The organism is Halorubrum distributum JCM 13561 (assembly GCF_000337395.1).
Classification (GTDB): Archaea; Halobacteriota; Halobacteria; order Halobacteriales; family Haloferacaceae; genus Halorubrum; species Halorubrum distributum.
Genome location: NZ_AOJF01000038.1, coordinates 123,863 through 142,463, shown reverse-complemented (window position 1 = coordinate 142,463; position 18,601 = coordinate 123,863). Strand labels below are relative to the sequence as shown.

Sequence of the window (18,601 nt, the reverse complement as noted above, 5' to 3'; positions counted from 1 at the left end):
GTGCGGGGCGGGACTCAAAGGGGCAGCCGTGAGGGCGCCGTAGGCGACGCAAGCACTGGAAGGAGCGAGCAACGCGAGCGACTGAAGCGCGCAGCGAGCGTACGGCGCCCTCACGGCTGGGGCTTTGGAGGTGTTCGCCGCCGATCCGCTATCAGCTATTTATAAGCAAGCGACAGGGGATTTGAATCCGTTCGCCGCCGATCCGCTGCCGGTCACGTATAGCGGAACAGTTTTATAGCGGAGATCGGGTACGTACAGGTGATGACCGCAGCGGCTCGCCGCGACCTCGTCCGAGGCCGACGAGCCCTGCGACCGCGACGAGACGTCCGACCGCCGCGACCGGCTTCCGGCGCGGCGCGACGACGAGGCCCCTCGGGCCGATAACTTTCATCCCTCGTCGCGTTCGCGCCGTTCCGTTCCGAAGAGTCTCGACTCCGCGTTCCGCGAGCGGCCGCTCCGCCCTTTTCTTACAATATTGAAAACGCTGAATTTAAGGGTGTAGGACGGGTGTACACTGGTAATGACGAGCGTTGCACTCGCGTTCAGCGGGGGACTCGACACCACGGTCTGCGTACCGCTACTGAAAGAGGAGTACGGCTACGACGAGGTCATCGGCGTCAACGTCGACGTCGGCCAGCCGACCGAGGAGTTCGACGAGGCCGAGGAGACCGCCGAGGCGCTGGGGCTCGACATCCACGTCGTCGACGCGAAAGACGAGTTCGCGGACCTCTGTTTCGACGCGGTGAAGGCGAACGCCGACTACCAGGGCTACCCGCTCGGCACCGCCCTCGCGCGCCCGGTCATCGCGGAGGCCATTCTGGGCGTCGCCGAGGAGCAGGGCTGTGACGCCATCGCCCACGGCTGCACGGGCAAGGGCAACGACCAGCTCCGGTTCGAGGCCGTCTGGCGCGGCTCCGACCTCGAAGTGATCGCCCCCGTGCGCGAGCTCGGCCTCACCCGCGAGTGGGAGATCGACTACGCCGCCGAGAAGGACCTGCCCGTCGAGGCCGGCGACGGCGGCGTCTGGTCCATCGACGAGAACATCTGGTCGCGCGCGGTCGAGGGCGGCAAGCTGGAGAACCCGGACTACGAGCCGCCGGCGGACATCTACGAGTGGACCGCCGAGCCCGAGGGCGAGACCACCATCGAGATCGCCTTCGAGGAGGGCGTCCCGGTCGCCGTCGACGGCGAAGAAATGGATCCGGTCCCCCTCATCCAGCACCTCAACGAGTACGCGGGCGGCTACGGCGTCGGCCGCACCGACGTGATGGAGGATCGCATGCTCGGGCTGAAGGTGCGCGAGAACTACGAGCACCCGGCCGCGACCGTGCTGCTGACCGCTCACCAGGCGCTCGAAGACCTCGTCTTAACGAAGAACGAGCGCTCGTTCAAGAAGGGGATCGAGCAGGAGTGGTCGGAGAAGGCGTACGAGGGGCTCGTGTTCGCGCCCGTCGTCGACGCGCTCGACGCCTTCGTCGACGAGACGCAGGACGTGGTGACCGGCACGGCGACGGTGAAGGTGTCCGGCGGCGACTGCCGGGTCGTCGCGCGCGACTCCGAGTACGCCGTCTACTCCGAGGAGATGGCCTCGTTCAACACCGAGGACGTCGCCGGCATCGCCCAGTCGGACGCGACGGGCGTCGCGAAGTACCACGGGCTCCAGGAGCGCCTCGCCAACGACGTGAAGGCGAGCGTCTCGAAGCCCGAACTGGCCACTGACGGCTCCGGTGAAACGGCCGAGACCGACGCCGACCACGAGTAAATGACCGACGACGACCCCGGCACGGCCGTCCGCCGCGACCGCTTCAGCGGCGGCCCCGCCCGCGAGTTCTTATCGAGCCTCGCGGCCGACGCCGCCATCTTCGAGGCCGACCTCGCGGTCGACCGCGCGCACACGGTGATGCTCGCGGAGCAGGGGATCGTCGACGAGGCGGTCGCGGGCGAGATCCTCGGGGCGCTCGCCGACGTCGAGGCCGCCGGCCACGGCGCGCTCCCCGACGGCGAAGACGTCCACGAGGCGATAGAGACGGCCGTCATCGACCGGATCGGGCCCGACGGCGGCCGGATGCACACCGCCCGCTCGCGCAACGACGAGGTGGCGACCTGCGTCCGGTACCGCCTGCGCGAGGACCTGCTCGACGCGGTCGAGGCGACCGTCGCCGCCCGGGAGGCGCTCGTCGACGTCGCCAGCGAGCACGCGGAGACGGTGATGCCGGGCTACACCCACCTCCAGCCGGCCCAGCCGACGACGGTCGCGCACTACCTGCTGTCGTACGAGGGCGGCCTCGCGCGCGACACGGAGCGCCTGCTCGACGCCTACGACCGTGCGAACCGGTCGCCGCTCGGCGCCGCCGCGTTCGCGGGGACGCCGTTCGACGTCGACCGCGACCGCACCGCCGAGCTGCTCGGCTTCGACGGGACGGTCCGCAACTCGATGGACGCCGCCTCCGCGCGCGACTTCCTCGCTGAGTCGGCGAGCGCGCTCGCGACGCTCGCGACGACGCTGTCGGGGCTCGCGGAGGACCTGATCGTCTTCTCGAACAAGGGCGTCGTCGAGCTCGCCGACGCCTACTCGTCGACCTCCTCGATCATGCCCCAGAAGAAGAACCCCGACACGCTGGAGCTGACCCGCGGCGTCGCGGGCGACGCGATCGGCGAGGCGACCGGCGCGCTGAGCCTGCTGAAGGGACTGCCGCGGGCGTACAACCGCGACCTCCAGCGCGCCCACGCGAGCGTCTTCGAGATCGCGGGCGACGTGCGGGAGGCGACCGCGGTCGCCGCGGGCGCGGTCGCGACCGCCGACTGGGACGAGGCCGCGCTCGCGGCCGCCGCGGGCGAGGGGTTCTCGACGGCGACGGGCGTCGCCGACCTGCTCGCGATGGGCGGGATGCCCTTCCGGACCGCCCACGAGATCGTCGCGGCGGCCGCGGAGGCGGTCGAGGACGGCGACTCGCCGGACGCGGCGGCCGCAAAAGTTGACGAGGCCGCTCGAAAGGTCACCGGCGAGCCCCTCTCCGCGTACGTGAGCCGCGAGGACGTGGCGTCGGCGCTCGACCCGGCCGAGAGCGTCGCGAGCCGCGACTCCCCCGGCGGGCCGGCCCCCGAGGCGGTCGCCGACGAGCTCGCCGCCGCCGAGGACGGAATCGAAGCGGACGACGCCGCGCTGGCGGCCGAGCGCGACGCGCTCGCCGCCGCGAGCGAGGCGCTGGACGCGGAGGTCGAACGCCATGTCTGAGCCGCGACCGCGCGGCGGTCGTCAGCTCGGGCGGCGCCGGGCGAACCGCCGTCGCCCCGATCGGCGCCGACCCGATCGACGACGACGACCGTCCCCGTAGGGGGACATATTTACTACCGAGATCTGACATTCGATCTCGATACGGCGCTATTTCGTCGAACTGCCACCATTAGCGACCGATATATCTTATGTAAACTATCCAATAAGTTCGAAGCCTTTATGCCCGTTCGAGGACGAGTCTCTGCCACGATGACGAGCGACACCGACACGCTGACCGCGGAGGACCCGATCACGGGCGAGGAAATCGAGATCCCGGCCGACGTCGAGGTCGGCGAGATCATCGACAGTCCGGTCACCGGGACCGAGCTGGAGGTCATCTCGCTCGACCCGGTCGTCCTGGAGGAGGCGCCCGAGCTCGAGGAGGACTGGGGCGAGTAATGGCGACGACCGCCACGGCCGCGACACGCGAGTGGTCGACATGCGCGTGAGCGCCGACGCGAACGGAGGGGAGCCGACGTGCGCGTAGGGATCCTCTACTCGCGGATCCGGAAGGACGAGAAGCTCCTGCTCAACGAGCTCCGCGAGCGCGGCCACGAGGTCGAGAAGATCGACGTGCGCAAGGAGCGGTTCGGGCTGGAGTCCACGACGGCGGCGGTCGACGACCTCGACATCGTCGTCGACCGCTGCCTCTCCACGAGCCGGTCGCTGTACGCGACGCGCTTTCTCGACAGCTACGGCGTCCCGGTGGTGAACGCCCCGGAGACGGGCGACGTCTGCGCCGACAAGGCGAAGAACTCGCTCGCGCTCGCCGAGGCGGACATCCCCACCCCGGCGACGGAGGTCGCGTTCACGACGGACGCCGCCCTGGAGGCGATCGAGTCGTTCGGCTACCCGTGCGTCCTCAAGCCGGTCACCGGCTCGTGGGGGCGTCTGATGGCGAAGATCGACTCGCGAAACGCCGCCGAGGCGATCTTGGAACACAAGGAGACGCTCGGCCACTACGAGCACAAGGTGTTCTACGTCCAGGAGTTCGTCGACAAGCCCGGCCGCGACGTCCGCGTCCTGGCGGTCGACGGCGAGCCGGTCGCGGCGATGACGCGCTCGTCGGACCACTGGCTCACGAACGCCGCGAAGGGCGGCGAGACGGAGTCGTTCGACCTCGACGAGCGGGCGACCGAACTGGTCGAGAAGGCCTCGGACGCCGTCGGCGGCGGCATGCTCGGCGTCGACCTGATGGAAGTGGGCGTCGGCGCGGACGCGGACGCCGCCGGGGGCGCCGCGGACGACTACACCGTCCACGAGGTGAACCACACCGTCGAGTTCAAGGCGCTCGACGCGGCCACCGACGTCGACGTCCCCGCGCGGGTCGTCGACTGGCTGGAGGCGAAGGCCGCGGCGCTGGCCGACGGCGGCGACGAAAACGAAACCGAGGAGGCGAACGCATGACCGCCGACACCTACACCGCGAGCGTCGTCGGCGGCACCGGCTTCACCGGCGGCGAGCTGCTGCGGATCCTCGCCGGCCACCCGGGCTTCGAGGTCGTTCAGGCCACCTCGCGGTCGGCCGACAACATGACCGTCGGGCGCTCGCACCCGAACCTGCGCGGGCTGGACCTGCGCTTCTCCGACCCCGACGACCTGGAGTCGGTCGACGTGCTGTTCGCGGCGACGCCGCACGGCGTCTCGATGGGGCGGATAGACGAGTTCTTCGAGGCCGCGGACACCGTCGTCGACCTCTCGGCGGACTTCCGGCTCCCCGAGGCCGACGCCTACGACGAGTGGTACGACGGCCACGAGTCGCCGGAGTACCTCGAACGCGCCGAGTACGCGCTCCCGGAGCTGAACCGCGAGAACCTCCCCGGCGCGGACCTGATCGCCGGCGGCGGCTGCAACGCGACCGCGACGATCCTCGGCCTCAAGCCGCTGGTCGACGCGGGCGCGCTCGGTCCGGACGCCGGGGAGGTCGTCGTCGACGTGAAGGTCGGCTCCTCGGAGGGCGGTGCCGGCGGCGGCGCGGCCTCCTCGCACCCGGAGCGCTCGGGCGTCGTGCGTCCGTACGCGCCCACCGGCCACCGCCACGAGGCAGAGATCGAGGCGTACCTCGGCCTCTCCGTCTCGTTCACCGTCCACGCGGTCGACATGGTGCGCGGCGCGAGCGCGACCTGCCACGTCTTCCCCGACGAGCCGGTCTCGAAGGGGGACCTGTGGGGCGCGTACCGCGACGCCTACGCCGACGAGCCGTTCATGCGGATCGTCTCCGGCGGGGGCGGCGTCTACCGCTACCCCGAGCCGAAGTCGGTCGCCGGCACCAACCACGGCGAGGTCGGCTTCGAGCTCGACCCCGGGAACCGGCGCGTCGTCGTCTTCTCGGCGATCGACAACATGACCAAGGGCTCGGCGGGGCAGGCCGTCCACGCGGCGAACGTCGCCTTGGGGCTGCCGGAGACCGCCGGCCTCGAGTTCGACGGGCTCCACCCGGTGGGGTCGCCATGACGGGCGAGAGCGAGGCGGCGTCGGGGGCAGAGCCCCCGGTCGTCGTCAAGGTCGGCGGGGCGAAGGCGGTCGACCCGGCCGGCGCGGTCGGCGACGTCGCGCACCTCGCGGCCAACGGGCGCGCGGTCGTCGTCGTCCACGGCGGCTCGACGGTCGTCGACGAGACGCTCGAACGGCTCGGCATCGAGCCGGAGTACGTCGAGTCCGCCTCCGGCGTCACCGGCCGCTTCACCGACGCGGAGACGATGGAGGCGTTCGCGATGGCGATGGCGGGCAAGCTCAACACCGAGCTGACGGCACAGTTCCGGTCGGCCGGGGTCGACGCGGTCGGGCTGAGCGGCGTCGACGGCGGGCTCCTCTCCGGCCCGCGCAAGTCGGCGGTCCGCGTCGTCGAGGACGGGAAGAAGAAGATCCGGCGCGGCGACCACTCGGGGAAGATCGAGTCGGTGAACGCCGACCTCCTCGCCGGGCTCCTCGACGACGGCTACACCCCGGTCGTCTCGCCGCCGATGGCGGGCGACGAGGGGGACGGGGAGGTCACTCCCGTCAACGCGGACGCCGACCGCGCGGCCGCGGCCGTCGCGGGCGCGCTCGGTGCCGACCTCGTCCTGCTGACGGACGTGTCCGGCGTGTACGCCGACCCGGACGACCCCGAGACGCGCATCGATGCGGCCGCGACGCCCGACGAGCTGGCGGCCGTCGAGGACGCCGCCGAGGGGTTCATGGGCAAGAAGGTGATGGCCGCGACGGAGGCGCTCGAAGGCGGGTCCGGCCGCGTCGTGATCGCGGACGCCAACGTCCGCGACCCGGTCGTCGCCGCGCTCGGCGGCGAGGGGACGACGATCGAACGGTCCGCGCTGGCTGACGACGACGCCGGTGACGAGACCGGCGACACGGACGAAACGGAGGGGATCGACGCGTGAGCGGCTTCGTCTTCTCGGAGAAGCCGATCGAGATGGCGTCGGGCGACGGCGTGTACCTCACCGCGACCGACGGCACCGAGTACCTCGATTTCGGCGCCAGCTACGCCTGTACGCCCGTCGGGCACTGTCACCCCGAGGTCGTCGACGCCGCGACGAGTCAGCTGGAGGATCTCATGTACGTCCAGGCGTCGTACCCGCACGCGGCGCGGACGGCGCTGTACGAGCGGCTCGCCGAGGTCGCCCCGGTCGACGTCGACAACGTCTGGCTCTGTAACTCCGGCACCGAGGCGAACGAGGCCGCGCTGAAGTTCGCCCGGCACGCGACGGGGCGGCAGAAGATCGTCGCCACCACGCAGGGGTTCCACGGCCGGACCATGGGAACGCTCGCGACCACGTGGAAGGAGAAGTACAAGGAGGGGTTCGGCCCCCTCGCCGGCGGCGTCGAGTTCGTCGAGTACGGCGACGCCGACGCGATGCGCGAGGCGGTCGACGAGGACACCGCCGCGGTGATCTTAGAGCCGCTCCAGGGCGAGGGCGGGATCAACCCGGTCTCGACGGAGTACCTCCAGGCCGTCCGCGTCGCGACCGCGACGAGCGGGGCCGCGATGATCCTCGACGAGATCCAGACCGGCCTCGGCCGGACGGGCTCGATGTGGGCGGCCGACCGCCACGACGTGGTCCCGGACATCCTCACGACCGCGAAGGGGCTCGGCAGCGGGCTCCCGATCGGCGCGACGCTGTGCCGCGACTGGATCGCCGAGGACAGCGGCGACCACGGCTCGACGTTCTCCGGCGGCCCGGTCGTCTCCGCGGCCGCGGGCGCCACCCTCGACGTGATCGAGCGCGAGGAGCTGGCGGCACACGCCGACGAGATAGGGAGCTACCTCCGCGGCGAGCTCCGCGACCGCCTCGGCGACGACGTCCGCGACGTGCGCGGCGACGGGCTGATGGTCGGGATCGAGGTCCGCCGCGGCTCGAACCGCCTCCTGCGCGACCTCGCCATCGACCACCAGATCCTCGCGCTCCCCGCGGGGCGGACCGTGCTGCGGCTGCTACCGCCGCTGACGATCGAGCGCGAACACGCCGACGCCGTCGTCGACGCGATAGCCGAGGTGATCGGCTGATGGCGGCCGGCACGGAGCGGGAGGCCGAAGCCGACTCCGAGGGCGGCACCGACGTCGTCGCCGGCGGCGGCTACCCCGCGGCCTGCGACACGCCCGCTCGGAAGCTGCTGTACGACATGGTCTCCATCCCCTCGCCGTCGGGCGAGGAGGAGCGGGCCGCGGAGCGCCTCGTCGACTTCTTCGAGGCGAACGGCCGCGAGGCGTGGATCGACGAGGTCGGGAACGTCCGCGCGCCGGCGGACGACGCCGTCCTCCTCACCTCCCACGTCGACACCGTCCCCGGGGACATCCCCGTCGAGGTGCGGCCGGCGCCGCCGGAGGGCGAGCTGCCAGAGCCCTCGGACGTCCGCGTCGGCGAGCCCGGCGACCCCGTGCTGTGGGGCCGCGGGGCGGTCGACGCGACCGGGCCGCTCGTCGCGATGGCGGTCGCGGCGGTGAAGACCGGCGTCTCCTTCGCGGGCGTCGTCCGCGAGGAGGTCGACTCCGGCGGCGCGCGCGCCCTCATCGAGGACCGCGACGCGCCCGACGCGGTGATCAACGGCGAGCCCTCGGGCTGGCGGGGGATCACCCTCGGCTACCGCGGCCTGCTGGAGGGGACGTACGTCAACACGAGCGAGTCGGGCCACTCCTCGCGGCCGGAGCCGAACGCGATCCAGCACGCGATCGACTGGTGGCACGGCGTCGAGGCGGCGTTCACGCCGGACGACGCGGAGACCGCCGTGTTCGACCAGGTGACGACCAAGCCCATCTCGGTCGACGGCGGCCTGAGCGACGACGGCCTCGCCGTGGAGGCGACGATGGACGTCCAGCTCCGGATCCCGCCCTCGCGCCCGGTCGACGAGATCCACGAGCTGGCGGAGGCGGAGCTGTCGACGGGCTCGGTCCACTGGGGCGAGCCGATGCCGCCCGTGATGGAGAGCCCGCGGACCGACCTCGCGCGGGCGTTCCGCGTCGCGATACGGGGCGCCGGCGGCGACGTGCGCCTGCTCCGGAAGACCGGCACGAGCGACATGAACCTCTTCGCGGCCGCGTGGGACTGCCCGATGGTCACCTACGGCCCCGGGAACTCCGACCTCGACCACGCGCCCGACGAGCGGCTCCCGCTCCCTGACCTCGACCGCGCCGTGGACGTGCTGACCGAGGTCTGCCGGAAGCGACGCTGACCGTCCGCGAACCCGACGCACACCGTTTTCGAACGACACCACACCCAACCCAACGATGCCACTCGCCACCGACGACTTCCTCGACATCGACGACGTGACGCCCGCCGAACTGGACGCCCTGCTCGACCGCGCCGCCGCGATGAAGGCGGGCGAGACGGACCCCCGACTGGCGGACGCGACGCTCGGGATGATCTTCGAGAAGCCCTCGACGCGCACCCGCGTCTCCTTCGAGACGGGGATGACCCGACTCGGCGGCCACGCGATGTTCCTCGGGCCCGACGACATCCAGCTGGGCCACGGGGAACCCCTGCGGGACACGGCGCGCGTGCTCGGGCGGTACGTCGACGGCGTGATGGCACGCCTCTTCGACCACGCGGACGTCGAGGTCCTCGCCGAGTACGCCGACTGCCCCGTGATCAACGGGCTCACCGACGAGGCGCACCCCTGCCAGACGCTCGCGGACCTGCTCACGATCCGGGAGACGGTCGGCGAGGACGCCACCGTCGCGTGGGTCGGCGACGGCAACAACGTCGGGCAGTCGTTCGTCGTCGGCGCCGCGATGGCCGGCATCGACGTGGAGGTGGCCACGCCCGCGGAGTACGGAATGAACCGATCCGTCTTCGACCGCGCCGCGGAGTTCGGGCTGGACGTGGCGCCGACGACGGACCCCGAGGCGGTCGTCGAGGGCGCCGACGTGGTGTACACCGACGTGTGGATCTCGATGGGGCAGGAGGACGTACGCGGCGAGAAGCTCGCCGCCTTCGACGGGTTCCAAGTGGACGCCGACCTGCTGGCCGGCACCGACGCGAAGGTGATGCACTGCCTGCCCGCACACCGCGGCGAGGAGATCACGGACGACGTGTTGGAGTCCGACCGCGCCCTCGTCTGGGACCAGGCGGAGAACCGGATGCACGCGCAGAACGCGCTGCTCGTCGAACTGCTCGGCGGGGAGTGAGAGGGCGAGGACGAGTCACCGGCCGCGACGCGGCCGCCGCGGCGTCACTGCCGCCGCGGCGGGTCGCGGTCGTCCATGAGGAAGACGCTGTCCTGGTTCGGGTCGAAGTAGACCTCCAGCGCGCGGAGGGCACCCACGTACGCCGCGATCGCGGCGAACACGAACGAGACGGCGGCCGGAACGACGAGACCGAGGACCATACGGGCCCGATCGCTCCGCAGCGGACAAATGCGTATCGGCGGCGCGGCGACGCGGCGTCGGCCTCTTGAGCGCCGCGCTGCGACGCTAAACCGCGGGGGAACGTCCGCCGGCGGTGCCGTGCGGGCGGGGAGGAGCCCGATCCGCTACGGCCAGAGTCCCCTGGACTCGTGGGCCTCGGCGATCCGCGTGAGCGCCACGATGTACGCCGCGTCGCGCCACGTGACGTCGCGCGCTTCGAACTCCGTTCTGACGGCCCGCCAGGCGGCCCGCATCTCCGTTTCGAGCTCGTCGTTCACGCGTTCGAGCGACCAGGACCGACGGTTGATGTCTTGGAGCCACTCGAAGTAGCTCACCGTGACGCCGCCGGCGTTGGCGAGGATGTCCGGGATCACCGCGACGTCCCGCGCCGCGAGGATCGAGTCGGCCGCCGCGGTCGTCGGCCCGTTCGCGCCCTCGATGACGAGGTCCGCGGCGATCGCGTCGGCGTTGGCTTCGGTGATCACGTTCCCCAGCGCCGCCGGAACGAGGACGTCGACGTCGAGCGTGAGCAGCTCGTCGTTCGTGATCACGGTGTCCGCGTACGTGGTGACGGCCTCCGGCTCCTCGTCGTGCGACGGGACGGACGCCGTGTCGATCCCCGCCGGGTCGTACATCGCCCCGTTCACGTCGCTGATCGCGACGACGGTCGCTCCCCAGTCGTCGAGCAGCCGCGCGGCGTTCGCCCCGACGCTCCCGTACCCCTGGACCGCGACCGTCGTCTCCGCGAGCGGACGGTCGTAGTACTCACAGACCAACTGCGTGATGATCGCGACGCTGCGACCCGGGGCCTCCTCGCGACCCTCACTGCCGCCGACGACCGGCGGTTTCCCGGTGACGACACCGGGTATCGTTTCGCCCTCCTGCATCGAGTACGCGTCCATCAACCACGCCATGGTCTGCGGGTCGGTTCCCATGTCGGGGGCTGGTATGTCTCGGTTGGGACCGATGGCGTCCCGGAGCTCCTGTGCGAACCGACGAGTGAGCCGCTCTTTCTCGTCCGTGCTCAGGTCCTTCGGATCGACGGCGACGCCGCCTTTGGCGCCGCCGAACGGTAGGTCCATGACCGCGCACTTCCAGGTCATCCACATACCGAGCCCGACGCACTCGTCTCTGGTTACGTGCGGGTGGTACCGGAGCCCGCCCTTGTACGGGCCTCTGACGCTGTCGTGTTGGGCGCGATACCCCGTGAACACCTCGACGGTCCCGTCGTCTCGCTCGACGGGGATCGTCACCTCGTGGACCTTCTTCGGGTGTTTGAGGCGTTCGACGACGTTCGGGTCGATGTCGAGGTGGTCGGCGGCGTGGGACAGCTGGCGACGGGCCGTTTCGACCGCGGACGTCGGCTCGACCGGTTCGTCCGCCTCTCGGGCCGACTCGTCGCCGGCGTTGTCCGATTTGGAGGCCATCGTCATTCGAGCGGCATCTGCCGGTTTCGCATCGGTCCGCCGCAGTCCGGACACTGCCCGGGCTTGCGCTCGCTGATGAGGATGTTTCCGCACTCGAAGCACTCGTACGTGGTTTCGTCGTCCGTTTCGGGTTCGAGGTCTTTCATCGTGAGTTCACGAGTGCCAGCAGACGGCGCGGGACACTCTGGGCAGACATAATAAGTGTATAAGGGTATGTGTACAGGTTTACTATCAAACCATCTCAAGAACGGGTGGTTCGTTATTCAACCGTTTCCGCGGACGCGGCGATCGGGAGGTTGTTCTCCTCGAAGAGCGTCGCGAACAGTTTGCGCTGGACGGTCCGGGCGTGCGCGTAGAAGGCGGGCGGAGAGATCCCTAACGTCGCCGCGACGTCTTCGCCGGTGTTCTCGCGTGGAGACTCGAAGTACCCGCTGTAGTACGCGGTCTGGATCACCTCGAGTTGCCGCTCGGTCAGCTTGTCGAGGAACTTCGAGTAGGGGTCGTGCGTGGCGGTCTGGTCGAGCGTTCGTTTGGCGCTGAGTTCGACGGTGGAGAAGGTCTCCCGGACGAGCCGCGTGATCGTCCGGACCTCGATGCTGTCCGGGATGTCGATCACGAGCGTCGTCGTAGTCGGATCGGCCGTCGCCTCGCGAAACACGGCGCCGTGATCGGCCAGGTCCAAGGCGAGGAACGGCTGCGTGAGCCTGAGTCGCAAGACCCCGCCGTCCTCCCCGGCGCTGATCGTCCGCACGTCGTCGATCGCGACGAGCTGCGAGGCGGCCTCGATAACGGCCTCTAAGGCGGTGTCCTCGACGGTGACGAACACGTAGCTCCCCTCGGTGGACTGTCGGACGCCCCCCTGATACGAAAGGGTACAGCCCGCGTCCCGCGCGAGCCGCGAGAGGACGAACCCCGGATCGTCGACGTCGAACTCGACGCGCGTCATCGACGTCGTGAGCAGCGCGTTCTTCCGCTCGATCGCGCTGAGGGCGGAGGCGACCGTTTCGCCGAGCTCTGCGAGGACGGCCTTCGTCGTGTCGTCGAACGCGTCCCGGGCCGGCGCGTACACCGTCAGGACGCCGTGCGAGAGGTCGTTATACACGAGCGGAATACTCAGCACGGAGAGGTAGTCGCGGGCCAGCGCGTCCTTGCGCCACTGGGCGTCTCGGAGCTCGGCGGCGACGTTCGTCACCAGCGTCACGTCGCCGGTGGCCGCGGTTCGGCCGGCCGGTTCCGCGTGTTCCACGCCGACCGCGAACGACTGGCTGTCCAGGTACCCCCGCCCGGTGCCCGCCCAGGCCCGCGGTTCGACGGTGTCGGTCGCCGGGTCGACCGTGCCTATCCAGGCGAACCTGAAGCGGTCGGCCCCGGTCAACAGCTCACAGACCGCGTGGTCGATCTCCTCTCGCGTTTCGGCTTGGACGACCGCCTGATCGATCTCGCGGATCGTCTCGTTGATTCGGTTCAGGGCGGTGAGCTGTTTGTTTTGGCGCTGGAGCGTGCGGTCCTGTTCGCGGAGTCGAGACTCCCGGGAAATTCGGTCGAGGGCCGCCTCGGCGGTCGCGGCGAGCAGATCGGCGAGGTCCCGCGTCACGTCGTCGAAGGCGCCCACCCGGTCCGAGCCGGCGACGAACACGCCGTGGTCGCCGAGTGGAATGTAGGTCGCGCTCCGAAGGTCCGTCGCCCGGTTTTCGAGGCGGTCGGCTCCGTGGACGTCGTCGAAAAACAGCGCTTCGTCCTCGACGAAGCTGTAGCTCGGGATCGCTTCCCCGTCGGCGTGAACGACCGGGAGCGGCCCGTTGAGCGCCTTCATCGCGGGGGAATACGCCGCGGGTCGGAGGTCGTTGGTGTCGGCGTCGAAGAGGTACACCGCGCTCGCGTCCAGGTTCAACACGCCCGGCGTGTCGTCGACGACGCGCTGGGCGACCTCTTGATGCGTCTCCGCGTAGAGGAAATCGCGAGCCGTCTCGTGGAGCGTCGTGAGCGCCTCCTCACGCCGCTTGCGCTTCGTGATGTCCCGACAGCTGAAGAGGACCGTCCCGTCCTGAATCGAGACTTCGCGGACGTTGACCAAGAGCGTGTGCTCGCGGCCGGCCTTGTCCGTGGCGGTGGTTTCGATGTTCTTGAGAACGCCGTCCGCCGCGAGTTCGGCGCGATCGAAGAGGTCCTCGCCCAGGAGGTCGTCGATCGTCCCCTGTTCGCGGATCTCGTCGGCCGTGTAGCCGAAGATGAAGTGGACGTTCGGACAGACGTAGGTGTACTCGCCGTCTTCGTCCGTGATGAGGACCGTGTCTGTCATGTTGTTCAGCGTGACGCGATGGAGCTCCTCCGACTGACGGAGGTCGCGCTCCAGCTCGACGCGCTCGGTGATATCGACGCCTTCGACGACGACCGAAACGAGCGCTCCGCGCTCGTTCTCGACGGGGCGCGCGGAGAGGTCGACGACGCGCTGGTCGTCGACGTCCGGGGGCTGCGTGACGACGGCGTTGACGAATTCGCCGCCCAGCGCGTCGGTCACGATCTGTCGGACGTCCGCGTTCGGGGCGTCGCTCCGCGACCACCACGGGAGCGTCCAGAACGGCTCGCCGAGCGTCGCCTCGACGTCGACGCCGACCATCTCCCGCGCCGTTTCGTTCGCGCGGGTGAGTGATCCGTCCGGGTCGAGCACCCACGTCGCGGTCCGGGAGTCGTCGAACACCGCGTCGAACTGTCTGGCACGCTCCCGTTGCGTGACCGAGGGCCTTGCGGACCGGACGGCCCGTTCCGTTCGATCGACGAGCTCGTCTGTCATCCGTGCGTCCGGTTCCGTGAGCGCGACGTAATCGGTGACCCCCGCCCCGATCGCCTCGCTGGCGACGGCCTCGCTCCCCGCCGCGGTACACAACAGGACCGGGAGCGTCGCGGTCTCGTCGCGGACCGCTCTGAGGAGGTCGATCCCGGTCTCGCGTTCCAGCGCGTACTCGCTGACGAGGCAGTCGGGGGATCGTTCCCTGACGGCGTCGAGCGCCTCCGCCTTGGTTCGGACCCGCGTCACGGTCGCGTCGGTCCGGCCCTCAAGCGTCTCCGCGAGCTGGACGACCCAGTCGTTCGCCCCGACGAGCAAGACCGTCGACGAATCGAGGACCCGTGTCTCTGGAGTCATCGTTCGCCGAAGGGAGGAGCCGACGCGGTTCTCGACCGCGAGTCGCGCTCCGTCTCGGCTGTGCCACTGGCGTCGGTCCGGGGACACGCGCACATGGGTGTATAACACCGAACCACCGCTTACCAAAGCTGTTTGGTGTCGAACCTCCGGGGACGTGCGGTCGAGACACGCCACCGGAGCCCGACGCCGGTTTAGTTCCCGGTCCAGCGCAGGATGGCGAGCGTCCCCTCGAAGAGGGCGATCATCGTCAGCGTCACGATGATCGGCGCCATGCCGGTCGGGTCGGGGCTAAAGAGGAACGCGATCCCGAGGAACGACCCCCAGAAGATCAGCCGCTTCGCCTCCAGCCACTGCCGGGTGACGAGGTTCATCATGATCGCGAGCATGATGAAAAGCGGGATCTGGAACACGATCGCCATGAACGCGAGCATGATGACGATCAGGTTGAACGTCTCCGCGAGCCCGAAGGCGATCGTCGCCGCGTCGGCGGTGTAGGTGGTGAAGTACGAGAAGATCGCGGGCAACACGAGGAAGTGCGCGAACGCGATCCCGATGCCACCTAAGACGAGGCTCGTCGGCACCGCGGCGAGGTAGTAGCGCCGCTCGGTCTGGTACAGCCCCGGCCGCATGAACCGGTACGTCTCGTAGACGAACGCCGGGAGCCCGACCACGACGCCCGCGAGACCGGCCACCTTCAGCCGGGTGAGCGGGAGTTCGAGCGGGCCGTACAGCCGCGGGCGGTTCTCCATCGGCGCCGGGATGTGGTAGCTCCAGAAGTAGTTGATCAGCTCCGTCGACTCGGTGACGACGACGAGGGTGGCGAGGCCGCCGATGAGGAAGACGACCGCCAGCCGGCGCATCATCTCCTCGATGTGGGCCGCCAGCGGCATCTCCTCGTCCGTCTCGGGGCCCTCGATCCCGTCGAAGGGCTCGTCGTCCTCGGTCGCCGGCACGCCGGCGGTCGCGGGGTCCGCGGCGTCGGCGGTCGTCGCCGGGGCGCCGCCGTCGCCGGCGGCCTCGGTGCCCGCGCCCGCGGCGTCGTCGACCGACCCCTGGTCGCTCTCGCTCTCGTCGTCGAGGGCGTCCGACCGACCGGCGTCCTCGGCCTCGACCACCTCGTCCGGGTCCGAGAGCGTCTCCGGCCGCTCGTCGGCGGACTCGTCCGCGTCGCTCTCGGCCGACCCCACCTCGGGTTCGACCTCCGCGGTCACCTCGGACTCGACGCTCTCGGACGCCGGCGAGTCGTCGGGTTCGTCGGCCTCGGACCCCCCGTCGACGGCGCCGTCGCTTCCGGGTTCGGCCTCGTCGGTCGACCCGTCAGCGGCGGCCGAGTCGTCGTCGCGCGACCGGTCCGAGTCGTCCATTCAGTTGCCCTACGCGACCGGGCGGTTATCAACCTTTTCGGATAGCGGCGCCGCGCGGGGTCGATCGGCCCCGTTCGCCGGCGTGTCCGGGAGCGTCGTCGGCCGGATCGGCGGGGAGCGTCGGCGGCGGGAGCGCCCGCGGTCGAAAAGGTTGATAACGGCGACGGCCTTCGCCCTCCGTATGGCGAGCGCCCTCGACGAGGACACCCAACGGTCGATCGCGGAGGGCCAAGAGACGGCGAAGGCGTTCCTTCGGTCGATCCAGAAGGACCTCCAGAAGGTGTTCGTCGTCTTCCTGATCGGTTTCCTCGCGACGTTCTGGGCGCTCCGGACGTACATCTGGGACCGGCTCCGGGAGGTGACGGAGTCGAACATGAGCGCCGCCGTCGCCGAGGAGGCGGACATCATCGCGACGACCCCGTTCGAGGTGATCCTCCTCCAGGCGAAGATCGGGCTGATCGTCGGCGCGATCGTCGCGATCCCGCCGCTGATCTACGTCACCCGCGACGAGCTCCGCGCCCGCGGCATGTGGCCGAAGTCGCCGATCGCCCGCTGGAAGCTCGCGCTGCTCGGGCTGCTCGGCGCCGGCCTGTTCTCCGCCGGCGTCGCCTACGGCGTGTTGGCCTTCTTCCCGCTGATGTTCGGCTTCCTCGCGGAGTTCGGCCTCGAGGCCGACATCCAGCCGACCTACGGGATCGTGATGTGGACCGAGTTCATCGTCTTCCTCTCGCTCTCCTTCGGGCTCGCCGGGCAGATGCCGATGGTGATCACCGGCCTCTCGTACGCCGAGATCGTCCCGTACGAGACGTTCCGCGACAAGTGGCGCTACGCGGTCGTCGCCATCTTCGTGTTCGGCGCCGTCTTCTCCCCGCCGGACCCGTTCACCCAGCTGCTGTGGGCGTTCCCGCTGGTCGCGCTGTACGGCTTCAGCCTCTACCTCGCGAAGCTCGTCGTCACGGCGAAGCGGAGCTCAGACCGGATCGACGTGCTCGGCGCGGTCCGAAACCACTGGAACGTCGTCGGGGGCGCGACCGTCCTCGGCGGCGCGGTCGTGTACGGCTTCTACGAGTACGGCGGCCGGACCGCGTTCAACGACCTCCTGCGGCTCGCGGGGAGCACCCGGCGCTTCCTCGCGCCGGGCGAGGGGCTCGGCCTCGACCCCGCGACCGCGCTCGGGATCTACGCCGCGCTGTGGGCGCTGGCGTTCGCCGCGGTCGCGACGCTGTGGGCGGTGTACACCGACCTCGACACGGCGAGCGCGGGCTACCAGTACGGCGACCCGACCGCCATCGACGTGGGCGAGCTCGACGCCGCGGGCGTCCGAGCGGCCCCCGCGGACGCGTTCGCCCAGATGGAGGAGGAGGAGTCGCTCGCGCTGGCGCAGGCCGCGATCGACGACGACGACCCGGAGAAGGCGCAGGCGATCCTCGACCGCTTCGACGAGGTGAACGAGGGGAGCGACGGCGAGGGGGGCGACGCGGACGGCGACGCGAGCGACGCCGGAAGCGCTGGCGGCGACGGCGACGCCGGCGGGGACGGATTGGTCGGCTCCGTCCAGAACCGGACCTCGCGCGCGAGCTCGACGTTCCTCGCCGAGCTCACGGACGGCGAGGAGGAGGCGGCCGAGGACGACATCGGCGGCTACTACACGGACCTCAAGTTCATCTTCGACTCGCTGCGCACGCGGTCGTTCCGGATCGTCGCGGTGTTCGGCGCCGTGATGGCGGCCGCGTTCACGTGGCTGTACCTCGGCGGGCTCGGCACCGTCCGCGGCGACCTCGAGCGGCGCGTGCCCGCGGAGATCGAGGGCGGGATCAACATCATCACCCTCCACCCGGTCGAGGCGCTCATCTTCATGGTGAAGTTCTCGGTGATGCTCGGGATCTTCGCCGCGTTCCCGGTGGCCCTCTACTACGCGTGGCCCGCGCTGCGCGAGCGCGGCTTCGTCGCCGGGCGGCTCTACCAGGTGTACCTGTGGGCGGGCGCGCTCGGCGCCGGCATGATCGGCGGCTTCGCGCTCGGCTACACGACCATCGCGCCGGGGCTCATCGGCTGGCTCGTCACCGACGCCCGGCTCGCCGACATGGTGATCACCTACCAGGTGAGCGACTTCCTCTGGCTCGTCATCTACACCACGATCGGGATCGGCTTCCTCGCCGACATCCCGATCGCGATGGTGCTGCTGAACAACGCGGGCGTCCCGTACCGCGTGTTCCGCGCACGCTGGCGCGAGGTGACGATCGGGATCCTGCTCGTCGCGGCCGTGTTCACCCCCGCCGACGTGATCACGATGTTCCTCGCGACGATTCCGCTGATGCTGGCGTACGGCGTCGGGATTGGCGTCCTCTTCCTCGTCACCTTCGGGGGGCGCCGCGACCTCTCGCCGCCCGCGGAGTTCGTCGGGGAGTGAGCCCCGCGCTCGACGCGGAGTGAGCCCCGCGCTCGACGCGGAGTGAGCCCCGCGCTCGACGCGGAGTGAGCCCCGCGCTCGANGAGCCCCGCGCTCGACGCGGAGTGAGCCCCGCGCTCGACGCGGAGTGAGCCCCGCGCTCGACGC

Annotated in this window: 15 protein-coding genes; 10 read left to right on the top strand and 5 right to left on the bottom strand. The window is 70.3% G+C overall.

All coding sequences use genetic code 11. The features are described from left to right. The first annotated feature begins 520 nt into the window (after positions 1-520). The 9 genes from C470_RS09370 to argF all read left to right on the top strand — a co-directional run bounded on the left by C470_RS09370 (position 521) and on the right by argF (position 9,892). Entirely contained in the window at positions 521-1,762 is a 1,242-nt protein-coding gene (locus C470_RS09370) for an argininosuccinate synthase (RefSeq protein ID WP_004599339.1), read from the top strand. Then, positions 1,763-3,235: an argininosuccinate lyase gene (gene argH / locus C470_RS09365; protein ID WP_008366824.1), complete on the top strand. Its 1,473-nt coding sequence runs from the start codon at positions 1,763-1,765 to the stop codon at positions 3,233-3,235. A 249-nt stretch (positions 3,236-3,484) separates the two neighbouring features. Next, the gene (gene lysW / locus C470_RS09360; protein WP_004599337.1) at positions 3,485-3,673 is read left to right on the top strand and encodes a lysine biosynthesis protein LysW; all 189 of its coding nucleotides are present in this window, start codon (positions 3,485-3,487) and stop codon (positions 3,671-3,673) included. 78 nt (positions 3,674-3,751) lie between these two features. After that, complete coding sequence (gene lysX / locus C470_RS09355; protein WP_008366821.1) at positions 3,752-4,681, top strand: lysine biosynthesis protein LysX; 930 nt, start codon at positions 3,752-3,754, stop codon at positions 4,679-4,681. Continuing rightward, positions 4,678-5,727 (top strand): N-acetyl-gamma-glutamyl-phosphate reductase, encoded by a 1,050-nt coding sequence (gene argC, locus C470_RS09350; protein WP_008366820.1) that lies wholly within the window; start codon positions 4,678-4,680, stop codon positions 5,725-5,727. The genes lysX and argC overlap by 4 nt, the downstream gene beginning before the upstream one ends. After that, positions 5,724-6,650 (top strand): acetylglutamate/acetylaminoadipate kinase, encoded by a 927-nt coding sequence (locus C470_RS09345; protein WP_008366818.1) that lies wholly within the window; start codon positions 5,724-5,726, stop codon positions 6,648-6,650. The genes argC and C470_RS09345 overlap by 4 nt, the downstream gene beginning before the upstream one ends. Beyond that, positions 6,647-7,774, top strand: a complete 1,128-nt coding sequence (locus C470_RS09340) for an aspartate aminotransferase family protein (protein ID WP_008366816.1) — start codon at positions 6,647-6,649, stop codon at positions 7,772-7,774. The genes C470_RS09345 and C470_RS09340 overlap by 4 nt, the downstream gene beginning before the upstream one ends. Further along, a complete protein-coding gene (locus C470_RS09335) occupies positions 7,774-8,937 on the top strand; it encodes a [LysW]-lysine hydrolase (protein WP_008366814.1) in 1,164 nt (387 codons plus the stop codon). Before C470_RS09340 ends, C470_RS09335 begins: the two co-directional genes overlap by 1 nt. A gap of 55 nt (positions 8,938-8,992) precedes the next feature. Next, entirely contained in the window at positions 8,993-9,892 is a 900-nt protein-coding gene (gene argF, locus C470_RS09330; protein ID WP_008366812.1) for an ornithine carbamoyltransferase, read from the top strand. A gap of 44 nt (positions 9,893-9,936) precedes the next feature. Here the strand turns inward: argF and C470_RS16115 are convergent, their stop codons facing one another. From C470_RS16115 to C470_RS09315, 5 genes are all read right to left on the bottom strand, one after another. Beyond that, complete coding sequence (locus C470_RS16115) at positions 9,937-10,092, bottom strand: hypothetical protein (protein WP_004599330.1); 156 nt, start codon at positions 10,090-10,092, stop codon at positions 9,937-9,939. A gap of 144 nt (positions 10,093-10,236) precedes the next feature. Beyond that, positions 10,237-11,544, bottom strand: coding sequence for a glutamate dehydrogenase GdhB (gene gdhB, locus C470_RS09325; protein WP_008366810.1), 1,308 nt, complete (start codon positions 11,542-11,544; stop codon positions 10,237-10,239). After that, positions 11,541-11,684: a rubrerythrin-like domain-containing protein gene (locus C470_RS15725; protein WP_004599328.1), complete on the bottom strand. Its 144-nt coding sequence runs from the start codon at positions 11,682-11,684 to the stop codon at positions 11,541-11,543. The genes gdhB and C470_RS15725 overlap by 4 nt, the downstream gene beginning before the upstream one ends. A gap of 113 nt (positions 11,685-11,797) precedes the next feature. Continuing rightward, complete coding sequence (locus C470_RS09320) at positions 11,798-14,680, bottom strand: bacterio-opsin activator domain-containing protein (RefSeq protein WP_049908679.1); 2,883 nt, start codon at positions 14,678-14,680, stop codon at positions 11,798-11,800. Between the two features lie 191 nt (positions 14,681-14,871). After that, positions 14,872-16,044, bottom strand: a complete 1,173-nt coding sequence (locus tag C470_RS09315) for a twin-arginine translocase subunit TatC (RefSeq protein ID WP_004599326.1) — start codon at positions 16,042-16,044, stop codon at positions 14,872-14,874. Between the two features lie 181 nt (positions 16,045-16,225). Here C470_RS09315 and tatC point away from each other — a divergent pair, with 181 nt between their 5' ends. After that, positions 16,226-18,454, top strand: coding sequence for a twin-arginine translocase subunit TatC (gene tatC / locus C470_RS09310; protein WP_008366805.1), 2,229 nt, complete (start codon positions 16,226-16,228; stop codon positions 18,452-18,454). Positions 18,455-18,601: the final 147 nt, after the last annotated feature.

Bases quoted from the DNA above. Each gene is read 5' to 3' on its own strand.
- C470_RS09335 (WP_008366814.1), top strand. From the start codon at position 7,774: ATGGCGGCCGGCACGGAGCGGGAGGCCGAAGCCGACTCCGAGGGCGGC.
- gdhB (WP_008366810.1), bottom strand. From the start codon at position 11,544: ATGACGATGGCCTCCAAATCGGACAACGCCGGCGACGAGTCGGCCCGA.
- C470_RS09315 (WP_004599326.1), bottom strand. From the start codon at position 16,044: ATGGACGACTCGGACCGGTCGCGCGACGACGACTCGGCCGCCGCTGAC.
- C470_RS09370 (WP_004599339.1), top strand. From the start codon at position 521: ATGACGAGCGTTGCACTCGCGTTCAGCGGGGGACTCGACACCACGGTC.
- C470_RS09345 (WP_008366818.1), top strand. From the start codon at position 5,724: ATGACGGGCGAGAGCGAGGCGGCGTCGGGGGCAGAGCCCCCGGTCGTC.
- C470_RS09320 (WP_049908679.1), bottom strand. From the start codon at position 14,680: ATGACTCCAGAGACACGGGTCCTCGATTCGTCGACGGTCTTGCTCGTC.
- tatC (WP_008366805.1), top strand. From the start codon at position 16,226: ATGGCGAGCGCCCTCGACGAGGACACCCAACGGTCGATCGCGGAGGGC.
- argH (WP_008366824.1), top strand. From the start codon at position 1,763: ATGACCGACGACGACCCCGGCACGGCCGTCCGCCGCGACCGCTTCAGC.
- C470_RS16115 (WP_004599330.1), bottom strand. From the start codon at position 10,092: ATGGTCCTCGGTCTCGTCGTTCCGGCCGCCGTCTCGTTCGTGTTCGCC.
- lysW (WP_004599337.1), top strand. From the start codon at position 3,485: ATGACGAGCGACACCGACACGCTGACCGCGGAGGACCCGATCACGGGC.
- argC (WP_008366820.1), top strand. From the start codon at position 4,678: ATGACCGCCGACACCTACACCGCGAGCGTCGTCGGCGGCACCGGCTTC.
- C470_RS15725 (WP_004599328.1), bottom strand. From the start codon at position 11,684: ATGAAAGACCTCGAACCCGAAACGGACGACGAAACCACGTACGAGTGC.
- argF (WP_008366812.1), top strand. From the start codon at position 8,993: ATGCCACTCGCCACCGACGACTTCCTCGACATCGACGACGTGACGCCC.